The sequence below is a fragment of the Flavonifractor sp. An100 genome (assembly GCF_002161175.1).
GTDB lineage: Bacteria > Bacillota > Clostridia > Oscillospirales > Oscillospiraceae > Lawsonibacter.
Window position 1 is genome coordinate 30,940 of the sequence record NZ_NFMA01000018.1, and the last position, 15,266, is coordinate 46,205.

14 protein-coding genes are annotated in these 15,266 nt (G+C 59.7%); 2 read left to right on the forward strand and 12 right to left on the reverse strand.

What is annotated here, in order from left to right; all coding sequences use genetic code 11:
* Positions 1 to 10: 10 nt before the first annotated feature.
* From B5E43_RS10540 to B5E43_RS10575, 8 genes are all read right to left on the reverse strand, one after another.
* The gene (locus tag B5E43_RS10540; protein ID WP_087396522.1) at positions 11 to 604 is read right to left on the reverse strand and encodes a response regulator transcription factor; all 594 of its coding nucleotides are present in this window, start codon (positions 602 to 604) and stop codon (positions 11 to 13) included.
* Complete coding sequence (locus tag B5E43_RS10545; RefSeq protein ID WP_143382996.1) at positions 564 to 2,045, reverse strand: sensor histidine kinase; 1,482 nt, start codon at positions 2,043 to 2,045, stop codon at positions 564 to 566. The genes B5E43_RS10540 and B5E43_RS10545 overlap by 41 nt, the downstream gene beginning before the upstream one ends.
* A gap of 347 nt (positions 2,046 to 2,392) precedes the next feature.
* Positions 2,393 to 3,220 carry an aspartate/glutamate racemase family protein gene (locus B5E43_RS10550; RefSeq protein ID WP_343214306.1) on the reverse strand — a complete coding sequence of 276 codons (828 nt, stop codon included), beginning with the start codon at positions 3,218 to 3,220 and terminating at the stop codon, positions 2,393 to 2,395.
* A 94-nt stretch (positions 3,221 to 3,314) separates the two neighbouring features.
* Positions 3,315 to 4,610 (reverse strand): TRAP transporter large permease subunit, encoded by a 1,296-nt coding sequence (locus tag B5E43_RS10555; RefSeq protein ID WP_087396528.1) that lies wholly within the window; start codon positions 4,608 to 4,610, stop codon positions 3,315 to 3,317.
* Positions 4,611 to 4,642: 32 nt separating this feature from the next.
* Entirely contained in the window at positions 4,643 to 5,383 is a 741-nt protein-coding gene (dapB, locus tag B5E43_RS10560; protein ID WP_087396530.1) for a 4-hydroxy-tetrahydrodipicolinate reductase, read from the reverse strand.
* A 79-nt stretch (positions 5,384 to 5,462) separates the two neighbouring features.
* Positions 5,463 to 6,620, reverse strand: coding sequence for an FAD-binding oxidoreductase (locus B5E43_RS10565; protein WP_242964803.1), 1,158 nt, complete (start codon positions 6,618 to 6,620; stop codon positions 5,463 to 5,465).
* On the reverse strand, positions 6,613 to 6,891 hold the full coding sequence (locus B5E43_RS10570) for a (2Fe-2S)-binding protein (RefSeq protein ID WP_087396532.1): 279 nt from the start codon (positions 6,889 to 6,891) through the stop codon (positions 6,613 to 6,615). Before B5E43_RS10570 ends, B5E43_RS10565 begins: the two co-directional genes overlap by 8 nt.
* 105 nt (positions 6,892 to 6,996) lie before the next feature.
* Complete coding sequence (locus B5E43_RS10575; protein ID WP_087396534.1) at positions 6,997 to 7,209, reverse strand: (2Fe-2S)-binding protein; 213 nt, start codon at positions 7,207 to 7,209, stop codon at positions 6,997 to 6,999.
* A gap of 412 nt (positions 7,210 to 7,621) precedes the next feature.
* Here B5E43_RS10575 and B5E43_RS10580 point away from each other — a divergent pair, with 412 nt between their 5' ends.
* Positions 7,622 to 8,785, forward strand: a complete 1,164-nt coding sequence (locus tag B5E43_RS10580; RefSeq protein WP_087396536.1) for a PucR family transcriptional regulator — start codon at positions 7,622 to 7,624, stop codon at positions 8,783 to 8,785.
* Between the two features lie 239 nt (positions 8,786 to 9,024).
* Here the strand turns inward: B5E43_RS10580 and B5E43_RS10585 are convergent, their stop codons facing one another.
* The 3 genes from B5E43_RS10585 to B5E43_RS15530 form a co-directional block, all read right to left on the reverse strand.
* Positions 9,025 to 10,386, reverse strand: coding sequence for a sodium/glutamate symporter (locus tag B5E43_RS10585; RefSeq protein WP_242964804.1), 1,362 nt, complete (start codon positions 10,384 to 10,386; stop codon positions 9,025 to 9,027).
* A 90-nt stretch (positions 10,387 to 10,476) separates the two neighbouring features.
* Entirely contained in the window at positions 10,477 to 11,289 is an 813-nt protein-coding gene (locus B5E43_RS10590) for an NAD(P)-dependent oxidoreductase (RefSeq protein WP_242964805.1), read from the reverse strand.
* A gap of 50 nt (positions 11,290 to 11,339) precedes the next feature.
* A complete protein-coding gene (locus tag B5E43_RS15530) occupies positions 11,340 to 11,564 on the reverse strand; it encodes a hypothetical protein (RefSeq protein ID WP_242964806.1) in 225 nt (74 codons plus the stop codon).
* A gap of 393 nt (positions 11,565 to 11,957) precedes the next feature.
* Here B5E43_RS15530 and B5E43_RS10595 point away from each other — a divergent pair, with 393 nt between their 5' ends.
* Positions 11,958 to 13,943 carry a glycogen/starch synthase gene (locus B5E43_RS10595; protein ID WP_343214305.1) on the forward strand — a complete coding sequence of 662 codons (1,986 nt, stop codon included), beginning with the start codon at positions 11,958 to 11,960 and terminating at the stop codon, positions 13,941 to 13,943.
* Between the two features lie 190 nt (positions 13,944 to 14,133).
* Here the strand turns inward: B5E43_RS10595 and B5E43_RS10600 are convergent, their stop codons facing one another.
* On the reverse strand, positions 14,134 to 15,066 hold the full coding sequence (locus tag B5E43_RS10600; RefSeq protein WP_158099028.1) for a hydroxyacid dehydrogenase: 933 nt from the start codon (positions 15,064 to 15,066) through the stop codon (positions 14,134 to 14,136).
* Between the last annotated feature and the right edge of the window lie 200 nt (positions 15,067 to 15,266).

Consider the following 15,266-nt stretch of genomic DNA (forward strand, 5'->3'; position numbering starts at 1 on the left):
GATGTACGGCTTACAGGTCCTGATGGGGAAAATAGGCGGCAAACACGTGGCAAAGCTGCTGCTTGTTTTGAAGCCCCAGCTTGCGCAGCACGCTGGTTTTTTGGTTGGCGATGGTTTTTTCCGAGGAGTGGAGGGTCACCGGCACGCCCAGCATGTGCTGGAACACCGCCAGCTCCGCCGCGGTCAGGCTGCGCAGGAGGGCGGAGCAGATCAGGTGGGACTGGGGCGTGGCCCCCCGGGCCGTCTCCCGAATGGTGGGGACCAGCAGGGGGAACTGACTTTTCAGCACATAGGCGGAGGCGAAGGACTCCACGCTGGCCCGGATCACGGTGGCCGGGTCCTCGTAGGAGGTGAGCAGGATCACCTTGGCCCGGGTCTCCAGCCGGATGCGCCGGGCCGCCCACACGCCCCCCATGGGATCGGAGGGGAAGGCCAGGTCCATCAGCACCACGTCGGGATCGTCCCGCGCCGCCGCAAGACAGGCCGACTCCTCGTTCCCGCAGCAGGACGTCAGCACAAAATCCGGGCTGGCCGCCAGGGTCTGCTGGATGAGATACTGAAAATCACGGTCGTCCTCCACGACCAGGATCCGAATCGGTGCCATGGCCCGACTGTGCCCCCTTCCGTTTGCGTTTGACGGGGAAGAGGAGGGAAAAAACGCTCCCCTCTCCCGGCTGGGACGTCACCCGGATGCTGCCGCCGTGGGCGCTCATCACATTCCAGCAGTAATAGAGGCCCAGACCCAGGTTCTCGCCCCCCGCTTTGGTGGTATAGTACGGCTCAAACAGCTGCTTGACCGTCTCTTCGTCCATCCCGCAGCCGTTGTCCGCCACCGTGATCACCCCACAGCGCCTGCGGGGGTCGCAGCGGTAGGACAAGACCACCTGCCCCTCCTCGCCCGCGGCCTCCACGGCGTTGGTGATGAGGTTGCGCAGCGCCTCCTCCAGGTGGGCCGTGTCGCAGGTCAGGGGCTCCCGGTCGCAGAAGGAGATCTGCACCGGGCCCGCCCCCGCCCGGGGCTGGTTGAATCCCTCCCGAAGCTCCTGAAACAGCCCCTCCACATCGCACTCCTCCAAAGCCAGGGAGATGTCCTGGGAGTAGAGCTGGGTCCGGCTGATAAACTGCTTCAAATGGGCCGCCGAGCGGCGGAGGATCTCCACCTCCCGGCCGCAGACTCCCGCCCCGGCCAGGACATCGGTGCACCACTCGATTTTGGCCAGGTCGTTTTTCAGGGCGTGGCCCACATACCGGGCGTTTTTTTGCAGCGCCTGGTTCCCGCTGTTCCAGTCGTAGGTCTCCCGGCGGAAGCGGATGCCCCAGATCCCCTCCCGGAAGGCGTGGTACAGGAAATAGAAGAGGAGAAAGAGGACCACGATGAGGTTGAACTGCCACATTTTGCTGAGATTGGGGATGCCCAGGGCGTGGTAGGGAAAGGCGGAGATCAGCCAGAACCACAGTGGGACCAGCAGGCTGAAGGCGGCCAGGCGGCGCTGGCGGTAATTGGCGCTCATCCGCTCCGCCGTGAGGATGTGCGCCAGGATACCGGTCCCGATAAGGCCGTAGCACCAGTTATAAAGGCCCACCGTCAGGCAGAACACCCGGTCGCTCTGGAGGGCCAGCGTCTGAGTGCAGGGAAAGATCAGGGCCAGCAGGACGGGCGGCAGGTACACCAGCAGAAACAGGCGGCGGAAGAGGACGGGGCGGGTCCGGTCCAGGTGGTGGAAGTACAGGCAGAATATGACCACCGCCGGCATGGACAGGTAGTAGAAGGCGGCGCTGAGCAGGGAGTACAAAAGCCGGACCCCCTCCTCGCTCCAGACCCCCCGGCGGATCAGCTCCGGGCCCAGGGTATAAAAGAGGTATTCCTTCAGCGCGCCCACGCTGAACATCATCCCGCTGCCGAAACACCACTGGTTCAGCCGGTTTTTGGGGTTGGAGGCCAAGATCAGTCCGAACACCACCCAGATCAGCAGGGCAAACACCAGCAGCAGTTCCCCGGGGATACCGTCGGCCATTATGTGTGCCCATTCTGGTCGTGTTTCCACACGCAGCACCCCCCTTCTGGACAAAGAGAGCTATTTTACCTACTTTACCATAGCGCGGCCGGCAAAGTCACTATCTTCCTATGAAATATAGGAGAGGTCTCTTTGCATGCCGGCCGAGGAAGGTGGTGTCCGGGCGGGGGCGAAAGAGCTGCCGCGGCGGAAGGGCCGATTCGGGCAGCCAAGGATGTCCAGCGGTGCAGAATGGGGCCGTGGGAGGCGTTAGCTTGAGCCGTCGGGCCGCAGAGGCCGGAACGGTCAAATAGGGCAGTCCCAGAGGGACTGCCCTATTTGACAAATATTACGGTCTTGGCCTGGGAGCAGAGCGGTCCGGAGGGCCATAGCTCCCCTCAAATGCAGCTCCGCACGGTGGTCGCCTCGCGGGGAGAGACGGACCCGGTCCCCGGGCTTGTCCCCGGGTGGCCGTCCACATACGCCGAACGGAAGACCCCGGACATGACATAGTTGGCAAGGGTCAGGATATCGTACACCGGAAGTCCGAGCGCCTGGGACACCGCTCCGGCATAAGGGGGCATGTTGGTGCACTCAAAGATAATGGCCCCCACCTCCGGGTGTTCCCGCACCATAGCCTGGGCCTGGGAGATCATGTCCCGGGTGGCCTGCTGCCGGTCAAACCGGGACACCCGGTCGGTAAAGACATCGTAGAAATGGGTCCCCTCCAGGCCCCAGATCACCTTTTTCGTCTCCGCGATCCCGACGCCCTGAAAATGCCGCTCGCCCAGTTTGTTGGCGCTGATGGTCATAATCCCCACACATTGATTGGCCGGCAGCAGGGAGGAAACCATGTTGACCTGCAGGAGCGATGAGGTGAACACCGGGATGTGGACCCGAGCGGCCAGTTCTTTTTGATACATGGCCAGAAAGCCGCAGCTGGTGGTAATTGCCCGGACGCCCTCCCGCTCCAGTTCCTCCGCCGCGGCCAGAAAGGGCTCCAGAAGAGCGGGGCTGTTGTGGAAAACCACGCTGTCCGGGTTGGCGTTCTCCACGGCTTTTTTACGGACGGGGAAGGAAAAACTCTCCGGATTTCCGATGTCGCCCGGAATACGGGGAAATTTTGTGTTGAGCATCAAAATACCCAGCGGTGCGGTCATAGCTTCATTCCTCCTACCATCAAGATTGAGGTCAAAGGCCAGGGGGCAGTTCCTCCACCCGCTGATGTGGTTCCCGTTTTCCGGGCAGCGGCGAGTGACTGGGCAGTCACTCGCCGCTGAACAAGAGGATGGGGGGAAGAACGTCTGGAGCTCCGTTCGGTTAAAAGCTCATCAGTACTCCGGCTATGATGATAAAGCAGATACACATGGGCAGAGAATACATCATGGATTTCACCGGGTCACACTTGCGGTTCAGCTGCGCGCCCACCAGACCGGCAACCACAAAGGTGGTCAGGTCGGCCGGAGGCATGCCCTGACCGGCCATAGCCAGATTGGCGCCTGCCAGAGCGGCATAGGTGGGATTCAGGCCGGTGGAGATCAGAGCGGGACCGAAGAAGGAGAAGATCGCGTTCTGCGTGGTGGTCTGAGAGCCGGTCAGCATGCCGACCAGACACATGGCGATGCCGCCGCCGATTTTCAGCAGGCCCTCATTGAGGGACATGGCGAACTGACTGACCGCGTCGATGGAGCCGGCGGCATAAAAACAGCCCAGCATAAAGGCGGCGCAGATCTGTACCGTGACACAGGGCGCGGTATTCCGCAGAGCCTGGGAGACGATGGCCTTGTGATTTTTCCGCACGGAGGGGAACCCGAAGGACACCGCGATGGCCAGAATAATGGACATGACGATGCCGTTGGTGAGTCCGCCTAAGACGGTGATGCTGCTCAGAACGGAGTACAGATCGGAGGTCTCCTCTCCCACGGTAATGCTGAAGGACTTGAGGATGGTGGGGCCCAGGTCAAAATTGATGGCCGGGATGGTGCGCATCAGCACTACGATGATCAGGAAGCCGACGGGAAGCAGGGATTTCCAGCCCTTCCGCAAGATTTCCCGGGCGGTCATGTGGTGCATTTCAATGACATAAGAGGGGTCCACACCGGGGCGGTTGTGCTTGTGTACCAGGCAGACGCTGACATAGATGCAGCAGACCACCAGAGTGATGGAGACGGTGAGGTAGCCTAACGACACGACGGGGTCGGGATCGGTGTCACAAAGGGTGGAGGCCAGCGCAATGGCCTGGGTCATGGGGGGCATGATGGAGCCGATGGAGGCTCCCATCACGATGATGGCGGAGATCTTTTCCGGAGAGATCCCCATGGAGCAGAGGATCCCGATGGTCAGAGCGCCGATTACGGTGGCTGCCGCGCACGCGTCGCCCAGCAGAGAGCCAGCCAGAGTCAGCACCAGAATGATGGAAATGATCAACGCCCGGGGACTTTTGCCGAACTTTGCGTTTAGCATACCGATGGTTGTATCCACAGTTCCCAGTTCATTGGATATCTCCGCGAAAATACCGCCGGACAGGGCTAAGAAGGTGATCCAGGATATGCGGTTCAGACCGTCGATAAACGCCAGGAGCCAGGCCTCCGGGGAGAAGATCCCCGCACAGATCATGGTGGCCGCGCGTATGTGGCGTCCGGAAGGGATCAGATGGTCTTTACAAGGTCATTCATATTGTACAAGCCCGGCTTCTGCTGAATCAGGAAGGCCGCGGCGGTGATGGCTCCCTCCGCAAACATGGCCCGGTCCAGCGCCTCGTGCTTGATGGTGAGCACCTGGGTGCCGGTGTTGAAAATAATTTCGTGGGTCCCCACCACATTGCCCATCCGCAGAGCGTGGATTCCGATTTCTTCCTTGGTCCGCTTGCCGTTATTTGGACGGCCGATGTTGAAGGTGGCGTCGCTGCGCACCTCTTTGATGGCGTTGGCGATGATCAGTGCGGTGCCGCTGGGCACATCCACCTTGCGGTTGTGGTGGATGTCGATGATCTCGATGTCCGCGTCGGGAAAAGCCTTGGCCGCGGTCTTGCACAGCTGACTGACCAGCATGGCCGCCAATGCCATATTATGAGAAAAGAAGACCGGAATTTCCTTGGCGGCCTGCTGAATCATGTCCAGCTCCGCCTGCTCCTGCCCGGTGGTGGCAATGACCAGAGGGAGCTTTCGCTTTACGGCAAAATCCACCAACACCTTTGTGCCGGCGGGATGGGAAAAGTCGATAATGCAGTCTGCCTCGCCATGGAACATCTCCAGCGACGAGAGCGTTCCCTCCGCATAGCCCACGCTCTCAACCGCGGCCGCCAACGTGGAACCCTGGTTTCCGTCCTCCACCAGCTTGCGCAGGATTGCGCCCATATGGCCACCGGCGCCGTTCACAATTACTTTCATAATCTTGCCTCCTTTGTCTGTTTGTTCCTTTGAACCGGGCTGTCCCGGGCGTCCGACCTATGTATGCCCTCCGGCATGGTTATACGAGAAACCGGTTGGGGCTGAAGCTGCTGATGTCGTAGGAGGGAGCGCCGTCTACGATCAGCTCGGCAATCAGCTTGCCGGTGATGGGGGACATGGCGATTCCGTCCCCCTCGTGGCCGGCCGCCATATAGAAGCCGGGCAGGGAGGAAACTTCTCCCAACAGGGGAAGACCATCGGGCGTGTAGGGGCGGAACCCGGAGAAGCAACGGATCACGCTCACGTCCTTTAGCTGGGGGAAGAAGCGCAGGACCCGTTTGGCCATGGTTTCAATGGCTTCAAATGTGTTCTCCCCTTCAAAGTCCACAAACTCCCGGGTGCCGCCGAATACCAGACCGCCCTCCGCCGTCTGCACGATGTTCATGGACGAACCCAGGCGCAGGACCGTGGGGTCCTTGATGCGCTCGGGGTGGAATTTGATGACGTTGTACCGGGCGCACTGCAAGGTGGGGCGCATATAGAATCCGATGGGCTCGGTGACCGCCAGCTGGCCCTTTCTGGGCTTGATGGGCAGGTCCAGACCGGCCAGCTTGGCCACCTTTCCCGCCCAGGAGCCGCAGCAGTTGACGACCGTGCCGCAGGGAAACTCCCCGTGGTCGGATTGGACCGCCTTGATCCGGCCGCCCTCCAGGGTGAAGCCGGTAACGGTGACCCCGTCAAGGATTGTGACGCCGGACTCCCGGGCCAGGCGGCGGTAGGCAAAGGTCAGGCGCAGGGGGTTGACCTTGTTGGCGGTGGGGGAATACAGTGCCCCGTAGATATCTGGGCTCAACCCGGGGACCAGACGGCAGGCCTCCTGGGCGGAGATCATCCGGACGTCCACGCCGCTCTCCCGCTGCTTTTCCACCATCTGGGAGAGGACATCCCACTGCTCCTTGTCCTCCACCGGCTGCAGGCCGCCGGCGTTGGCTTCGAAGTCGATGTCCGGACCCAGATCCTCCATGATTTCGTCAAACATGGCGATGGATTGGATGGCCAGATCCAGCTGCGGTCCCGGCTTCTTGGTGTGGCAGCCCACAAAGCCGTCGGTGGCGCCGGCGGAGCCGCTGGCGGAGTCGTTACGCTCCAGCAGCAGGACGTTTTTGCCCCGCTTTCCCAGCTGCCAGGCTACGGAGCAGCCGATGATACCGCCGCCTACTACAATTACATCATACATCCTCAGACCCTCCAAACGCCCCGAGTTTTACCGGCCGCGCCGGCATACGGCTCTTCTGGGGGAGTACATCAGCGGGGGCCTGGCCCGTCTCACGGGCCACGATGTTCTGCACCAGTCTGCCGCAGGTCTTCCCCTGGCACAGGCCCATGCAGGCCCGGGTGCGCCGCTTTACCCCGTCCACGCTGGTGGCTCCATCCGCGATGGCCTCCAGGATCTCTCCCTGGGTCACCTCCTGGCACCGGCAGATAATCAGTTCGCCCTTCTCACTCATGGTGTCTTCTCCCCCTTCTCAGCTCATGTCCCGAGGCCGCCTGATAGGCCGCGCTCAGACCCGCCGAACCGGCGCCGACGACTGCTACGTCCACTTCCTTGATCTTCACTTGTCTTCCCCCTTCTTCTCCTCAAAGGACCCCAGTCCCTCCTGGGTCTTTACCTGCATCCCATCCCGTACAATGGCCACACAGGTGCGTGTATTGGGAACGCCGTCCACGATCATCATGCAGTCGGTGCACCGGCCGATGGTACAGAAAATGCCCCGCTTCTCTTTCCGCTTCGGAGTGGTGCGGAAGGAGCGTATCCCGGCGTTCATCAGCTATGGGATGGGCGATGATTCGCATGCTGGATTCTCCGTTCTGGCAAAGTACAGGGAGTTGTTGTGGAAAAAGTGTGAAACAGGACGAATTTTGTTGCTATTATAGAAATTATATACAGAACGGACTGCCCGGGCAACGGACAAACTATATACTGTATACTGTTTTGGAAGAAATGGTGGACATGTTAAATCATTTATACGTCCGTGCGGCGTAGCGGGCAAAAAGCGGATGTGTTTTTCCTTGACAAGAGACCCATTTCCATGTAAATTTATAAAAAAAGCAAAGGCGCTATGAATAAAATCATAGCGCCTTTTCTGCATAAAAGGGAAGCTGTGGGGGCACGGGATGCCGCCGAATCAATATTGGATCTGATTGATACACGGAACTTGAGTAAAGGAAGGGGTAGCGATGGCCTGCACCATTCAAGAGCTTATCAGCCAGTGCGTTTTTCCTGACTTAAATTTGATTGCGGGTCAAAACGGGATCGGGAATGTGGTTACCGCCATCAATTACAAGGACGTCTTTGATGGGGCGGAGGACTTCCGCCCCGGAGAGCTGCTCTTCACCTCCGGGTACGGCCTGCGGGATGAGGGTACCCTCTCCTCCTTGATCACCATGCTCTGTCAATGTGACACCAGGGGGCTTGTGGTGCAGACCGGCCGGTATGTGGAGCATATTCCCCAAAAGCTCATCGACGAGGCCGACCGGCTGGGATTCCCCCTATTGACGCTGCCCATCCGCATACCCTTTTCCGACATCGTCCAGACCCTCGCCCCTCTTCTCTCCCCCCAGGGGGATCAAACCTGGAAAACCGCGGCGCTGAAGCAGGCCCATGTCTTCCTGGAGGAGGTGCTGCGCAGCGACGGCCACATGTTTTTCCCCCAGTCCGGCAATCAGATCGTGCGGATCCTGCTCCTGGAGCCGGGAAATTACACCAGCGCGGCGGAGGAGAAGTGGAATGAATGCTTTGCCCAAATTTTGTCCTTTTTGCAGGCCAACTGTTACTTTTGCAGGTGGCGCAAGCTGTCGGGAAATAAGCATGTGTTTCTGGTGGCCCATCCTCCCGAACATTCCCCCTCCGTCATATACCGCCTGCACCTGAAATTTGTGGCCTTTTTCGAGAGCTACGGCACAAATTATTTTTTGGGGAACGAATATTTATCCGCCCCGGAGCAACTCAATTCGGCGCTGCTGCGTGCGGAAAACGGCCTGACTGCCCTCCGAGAAGTGAAGGCCAAGCGGGGAGTATGTACTTACGAGTCCATTCGGTTTATCTATATGCTGAGCTATTTAAAACAGAACAGCTCCTCGATCATATTGGAAAACCAAGCCCTGCAGCAGGTGCTGCATTACGACAAATTGAATCGGACCAGCTACGCCGATACGCTGAGAATCTACCTGTCCACAAGCTGCAACATCGCAAAAACCTCCAAAATTTTGTTTATTCACCGCCACACCATGATCAAACGTCTGGAGAAAATCACCGCCATCAGCGGCATTAAGCTGGAGGATTATTACGCCCGGATCCACATGTCCATCGCGCTGATGTTTCATGATTACTTCATCTATTGACCCGCCTGTGAGCCGGAGGCCGGTCTGAACGGCGCTCCCATCTGGAGCAAGGGTCCTGCCAGGGCGCTTCTTTATGAATGCCGGTGCCCGCAGTCTGCGTGCAGACTGCGGGCACCGGCATGTTTTGAGCTGCGAGGTAAAAAAGAAGAAAGAAAGGGGTAGGTTGTGGGGAAGAGGGGGAAAATCCTGGCTGCGTGAAACGGGAGAATGTGGACGCGCAGCGCACCGAAGGGATGGGGTCAATAGGTCTTGATGGGACGGCGGGGAACCCAACCCTTTGTGATGTAGGCAAAGATCCACATGACCGCCACACACGCGAAACAAACGCCGGTGACGATCCAGCTGCCGTAGGTGCCCATATTCACAATGACAATGGGCGGGAAGACCTGAAGGGCGATAAGGATGGGCCGGTTAAACACGTCGGCGATGCCGGAGTCCTCAATTCCGCGGCTTTTCAGCTCCGGGTCCACCACCCGCTGGAGCAGCACGCCGGTGGCGGCTACGCCGGTGGCGTGGCCCCAGACCATCATATTGCGCTCGAACCAGTCCTCCTCGGAGGACTTGGCGCCGATCGCCATGAACCAAATCCAGTTGATGAGGAAGCCCACGGCGCACACGACGATGAGGGGAATGGCGTATTCAAAGACCACGCTGAGGTTCAAAGAGCCGATGCCGGAAATCATCAGAAAGTCCGTGGCGGTGCCCTGGATTCGCTGTACGGTGCCCCGGTCCACATATTTGTGGGTACCGGTTTTGTTCAGCAGGCCGTTTAAGAGGATACCGGCGATCAGGGAGAGGCAGAACTCAGGAATGGAGATTTTGATGGAAAATGTATTCAGAGTCCAGCTGGCGAACCAAGCGGAGGCCATATAGCCCACCCAGCAGGCAAACATGACGATGCCCACGTGGAAGCCCAGGGGGTCCAGGCAGATGGAAGCCACCGTGCCTTTGGCGCAGGACTTCTGGTTGGCGGGAGCCACAAGACCGGTGCGCATCTCGGTGGGCAGCTCCGAGGGATTGTCCACATAGTGGGTGTAGCCCTTGCGGGTGCCCCAGTTGATGATGATCATGCCGCTGATTATGCCGCCAACGATGCCGATGGTGGCACAGGCGTTGCCCAGATCCGTCATGTTGGGCACGCCCAGGTTGTTCAGAGCGCTGCCCACCGCGGCGGCGGTGCCGTGGCCGCCATAGAAGCCGGTTGCCATCATCAGACCGAAGTTCTCATTCAGGCTGGGGTAGAGCTTGACCAGCAGCACAAGGGTGACCAACATACCCACCGCGTACTGCAGAACGGCGATGCCGGTGACGTTGAAAAACATTCCGCTCAGGCGGGAGCCGGACATGGCCTCCTTTTGGGGCTTGTCTCCAATGGGGGTAGCGGCGAAAATCACCACGATCAATACGCTGGCATAGGTACCGAAGGAGGACGAAAGAGGGAGGACCTTTAACTGTTCCACCGGGCTTTGGGGACCAAACATCAGGGCAAGAAAGCCCGCTATGACAGCTGGCGGGACCAAAATGGTCTGCAAAAGCTTTACCTTCGCACGCAAAAATTCACCGATCAGCAATAAGGTGCCTATGACGGATATATCAACCATGACCTGCCAAATTGCGGCTGACATTGTAAGTTCCATAAGCAAAACCAAGCTCCTTCATCGAAAATTTTAAGAACTCGCTCCTTGGAAAGATTAGATTACCTGCCTGTAGTAGGGCAGCTGCTCCCCAAAGCCGGTCTTTCCGCGCCGGTACCACTCCACCATGTGGCAGATGGTGTCCGCGGCCTTGGAGGCCACGGCCAGATCGGAATTAAAGCCCTGGTGAGGCTGCACGTAAATATTGCCCATGCGGCTTTCCGCCTTTTGCAGCAGGACCAGGGCCGCGGCCACCCGGGCGTCCACCGGCTGGACCTGTCCCTTCTGGACGGCCAGGGAGAAGTTGTTTTCGCTGGAGAAGACGTCCAGCCCCAGACCGCCCAGCACGCCTTCGTCGTACAGGCGGAGCAGGGCGGATTCGGGTGCGATCTCGCCCCGGGTCACATTGATAAAAATCAAGCTCGGCTTGGCTTGGCGGAGATATTCATAGGAGAAGTAGTTTTCGTTGTAATAGGGGCTGGTGGGGGTGCGGGTGAGGTTCATGGCGTTGATAAAAATGTCGCTGGTCCGGATCGCCTCCTCCTTGGTGACAAACCGCATCTGTCCCCCGTAGAGGTGGGAGAGCTCCTGGGCGCGGGCATCCACCGCCTGCACCGTCAGGCCGTTGGCGGCCACCAGGTCAAAAATGCGCTTTCCGATTTTACCGACGCCGAATACCGTCACCACCCGGTTGGGGGCCAGCTCCATAAAGGAGTCGGTTTTGTTCCGCTCAAAGGTGGCGGTGTTCACCGTGTAGTGATTGAGCAGCCCCGTGGTGGCATACAAAAATTTTACGGCGGTCTGGGCCACGGCGTTGACACAGTAGTTGCGCAGCGAGGTGATGTTTGCCCTGTCCGCCAGAGTCTCCAAATGGTCGTAGCCGGCACTGCGGGTGATGATGCTTTTTTTCTCTCCGTGCTTCAGATAGTCTTCGGGGAGAATGGAGTGGGTTTTAATGGTGATAAGGGGGGGAGCTGCTCCTCCGGATGCTTTTCTGTAAATTCCTGCAAAGAGTCCGGGACGATCAGATAACGCAGGTCCGCGGGTAGGAGCCCTTTTTCCTGCGCGGCAATTGTTTCCTCCTTCAGGTGGAGAGACTCCTCGCCCAGCGCTTCAAAGTGAATGACATCGTAGTTTTGCGGCATAAGTTGGCCTTCCCCTTGCTCCCGCCGCGGTCCCGTTGGAATAAGAAAAGCCCAGGTCTACAGCTCCGTCAAAAAAACAGGAAATTTGATCCAAATTCTTCCAGAACATGGAGCAAATCAAGAGTGAATGTGGTATAATAGCCGCATAGCGGCTATTATACTTTCTTTCAGTCCTTTTTCTCGCCCCTCACGGGGCAACCGAAAAAGAGGACACATGATACCATTCCGGCTGCGCCGTTATGGTATCATAACCGCATAGCGGCTATTATACTTTTGTTTTAGCCCTTTTGCTCACCAACCGGAAAAGAAGACACATGGTCACCGGGCCGCGGCCGAAGCGGGCGGCCAGGGGACTTGGAGCATCAATCTTGATACAGGAAAGGAAGATCGACCATGGCGCTGGGAAAAGCAGATTCCAAGAAGAAAGAGACTGCTGAGGCGGCGGAGGCTCCCGCAGCGGAAACGAAGGCTCCCGCAGTGGAAACGAAAGCGGCGGAGAAGCCCACGGCGGCGGCTCCGACCGCGCCTGCCGCGGAGCAAATACAGCCCGAGGGAAAGAAAGCGCCCGCCGGACGGAAGACGGCTGCGGCGGACAAGAAACCGGCTGCGGCCAAAAAGAAGGCCTCCGGGGTGAAGAAGACGGAACCGGCCGTCAAGAAGGCCGGGCAAACGGCCCCGGAACAGCCCGTCCCCGCGGAGACGAAGGAGGCCCCAGCGGCGGAGAAGACTGTGCCGGAGGAGAAACCGGCTGCCCCCGCGGCCAAAAAGGCCAAGCCCGCCGCAAAGAAGGCCGCCCCCGCCCAGGCTGCGCAGAAGGAGGAGGCTGCGGCGGAGAAGCCCGCTGAGGAGGTGAAGAAGGAGGCTGCGGCGGAGGAGCCCGCCCAGGTCCAGGAAGCCGCCGTTGAAACGGGGTACAGCGACCAGCCCCGCAGGAGCGTGGCGTTTATCGGGTCGGAGTGCCACCCCTTTGTCAAAACCGGAGGGTTGGGGGACGTGATGTATGCCCTGCCCCGGGAGCTGGCCCGGCTCAACTGTGATGTACGGGTGATTTTGCCCCGCTATGCCTGCATTCCCCAGGAGTACCAGGACAAGATGGTGTACCGGGGCGAGTTCTATATGGACCTGGGCAATACGGGACGCAATTACTATGTGGGGATCATGGAGTACATCTGGGACGGCGTGGTGTACGACTTTATTGACAACCAGGAGTTCTTCACCGCCGGCAAGCCCTATACCAACCTGGTGGACGACATCCCCAAATATTGCTTCCTCAGCAAAGCCGCTCTGGCCGCGCTGAACTATATGGACTGGATCCCCGATATCATCCACTGCCACGACTGGCAGGCGGGCCTTGTGCCGGTCTATCTGCGCACGCTGTTCCGGGATACTCCCGTGGGGCGGGCCCGTTCGGTGCTCACCATCCACAACCTGCGTTTCCAGGGGATCTACAATATCCCCACCATCCGGTACTGGTCCGGCCTGCCCGACGAGGTGTTCCGCATGGGAGCCCTGCAGCAGAACTGGGTGGACGCCAACATGCTCAAGGGCGGACTGGCTTATGCCGACCGGATTACCACCGTCAGCGGCACCTATGCCTCGGAGATCCAGACCGCGGAATACGGGGAAAACCTGGAGGACCACCTGCGCTACCACAGCGGCAAGCTGCGGGGGATTGTCAACGGCATCGACTACGGCATGTGGAACCCGGAGACCGACCCCGCGCTGGCGGTGAACTACGGCCTTGGCAGCGTGCTGGAGCACAAGATGGAAAACAAGCTGGCCCTGCAAAAGGAGCTGGGCCTGGAAGAGGACGCGGGCAAGTTTGTGATCGGCCTGATCTCCCGCCTCACCAACCAGAAGGGGTTGGATCTGGTCAACGCCGTCATTCCCCAGGTGATGGACGGCAACACCCAGATCGTGGTTTTAGGCACGGGGGACAAGGAGTATGAAAACGCCTTCCGCTATTACGAGGACGCCTACCGGGGGTCCTTCAGCGCCTGCATCCAATACGATGAGGCCAGGGCCCACCGGATCTACGCCGGGTCGGACTCCCTGCTGGTGCCCTCCCGGTTTGAGCCCTGCGGCCTGACCCAGCTCAACGCCATGCACTACGGCACCCTGCCCATCGTCCGGGAGACGGGCGGCCTGAAGGATACGGTGGAGCCCTACAACGAGTTTACCGGCGACGGAAACGGCTTCACCTTTGACCGCTATGACGCCGAGCTGCTGCTGGGCGCCATCAACCGGGCCAAAACCCTCTATTTCAACAACCGTTACCACTGGGACGAGGTGGTCCAGAGGGATATGGCAAAGGATGTTTCCTGGGAAAAGTCGGCCCGGCAGTATAAGGACCTCTATCTGGAACTGACCCGGTGGTGATCCCCCGGACAGCCGACGGAAAACGAAATCTGCGGGCGCTTGCGGGGCTCCTTTGGGGCCCCCCTGCGTCCGGGAGCCGGTGACAAACGCCGCCCCCTCACCCTGCTTGCGGGGGAGGGGGCGGCGCTGCTGTTCCCGTCAGGAGAGAGGGTGCTCCGGCGTGCGGGGATCGGAGCGGAGGGAGGGGAGGTTATACCAGACGGCCCTCCGGCTGCTGGCCGGACAAATAGGAGTGGACGTTTTCCGCGGCGATGCGGGACACCCGGATGGCCGCCTCCAGCGTGGTGGGGGCGTAGTGAGGGGTCACGATCACGTTGCCCATTTGGAACAGGGGGCTGTCTGGGGCGAGGGGCTCGGGATCGGTCACATCCAGCCCGGCGCCGGCAATGGTTTTGGATTGCAGGGCGTGAAGGAGGGCGGCTTCGTCTACCACCGGACCCCGGGCGCAGTTGATGAGGAAGGCGGTGGGCTTCATTTGGGACAGCCGCTGGGCGTTGATCATCCCTCGGGTGGTGTCGTTCAAAAGACAGTGGAGGGAGACAAAGTCGGCCTGTGCCAGCAGCTGGTCCAGGGGGACCAGCTCCGCGCCCTCGGGCGCCTGGGAGAGATAGGGATCATAGGCCAGCACCCGCATATGGAACCCATACCGGCACATGTGGATCAGCCGTGACCCGATGTTCCCCGCGCCGATGACGCCCAACGTTTTTCCGGTCAGTTCCACGCCGGGGGCATAATTTTTGGCGGAGAACCCCGCGGTGCGGTATTTGCGGCTGACGGGAATCAGGTGTTTGGCCAGAGCGGCCATCAGAGTAAAGGCGTGCTCCGCCACGGACTGGGCGTTGGCGTTGGGGGTGATGGTGACGGCGATGCCCCGGCGTTTGCAGTAGTCCAGGTCGATGTTGTCCACACCGACGCCGTGCTTGCTGATGATTTTCAGGGCCTTGGCCTGTTCCAGCAGCTGCCCCGGAAGTTCGATGATGCGGACGATGATGGCGTCACAGTCGGGGAGCTCCCGGCGGATGACGTCCATATTCCGGTCGGCCAGGACAAGGTGATGTCCGGCCTGGGTCAGCGCCTGCAGTCCGGCCTGGTGGATGGCTTCGGTGACCAGTATTTTCGCCATATAGCGTTCCTCCTCGTTTTCGGCGGATAGATCAATGGGGCCCCGCCCCATCTGGCTTTCATCTTACCGGATTTCAGGGGAAATTTCCAATACGTTACGATGCATAATTCCATAAGTGTTTGTGAATAACCAGAGCAAAGCAGCCGCTCCCGGTCCTCTGCAAAGGAAGCGGGAGCATTGTTATAAGCCGGAGTGGGGGA

Excerpts from the sequence above, each read along its gene's own strand:
- B5E43_RS10540 (WP_087396522.1), bottom strand. The coding sequence starts at position 604 with ATGGCACCGATTCGGATCCTGGTCGTGGAGGACGACCGTGATTTTCAG.
- B5E43_RS10555 (WP_087396528.1), bottom strand. The coding sequence starts at position 4,610 with ATGATCTGTGCGGGGATCTTCTCCCCGGAGGCCTGGCTCCTGGCGTTT.
- dapB (WP_087396530.1), bottom strand. The coding sequence starts at position 5,383 with ATGAAAGTAATTGTGAACGGCGCCGGTGGCCATATGGGCGCAATCCTG.
- B5E43_RS10565 (WP_242964803.1), bottom strand. The coding sequence starts at position 6,620 with ATGTATGATGTAATTGTAGTAGGCGGCGGTATCATCGGCTGCTCCGTA.
- B5E43_RS10570 (WP_087396532.1), bottom strand. The coding sequence starts at position 6,891 with ATGAGTGAGAAGGGCGAACTGATTATCTGCCGGTGCCAGGAGGTGACC.
- B5E43_RS10575 (WP_087396534.1), bottom strand. The coding sequence starts at position 7,209 with ATGAACGCCGGGATACGCTCCTTCCGCACCACTCCGAAGCGGAAAGAG.
- B5E43_RS10580 (WP_087396536.1), top strand. The coding sequence starts at position 7,622 with ATGGCCTGCACCATTCAAGAGCTTATCAGCCAGTGCGTTTTTCCTGAC.
- B5E43_RS10585 (WP_242964804.1), bottom strand. The coding sequence starts at position 10,386 with ATGGTTGATATATCCGTCATAGGCACCTTATTGCTGATCGGTGAATTT.
- B5E43_RS15530 (WP_242964806.1), bottom strand. The coding sequence starts at position 11,564 with ATGCCGCAAAACTACGATGTCATTCACTTTGAAGCGCTGGGCGAGGAG.
- B5E43_RS10595 (WP_343214305.1), top strand. The coding sequence starts at position 11,958 with ATGGCGCTGGGAAAAGCAGATTCCAAGAAGAAAGAGACTGCTGAGGCG.
- B5E43_RS10600 (WP_158099028.1), bottom strand. The coding sequence starts at position 15,066 with ATGGCGAAAATACTGGTCACCGAAGCCATCCACCAGGCCGGACTGCAG.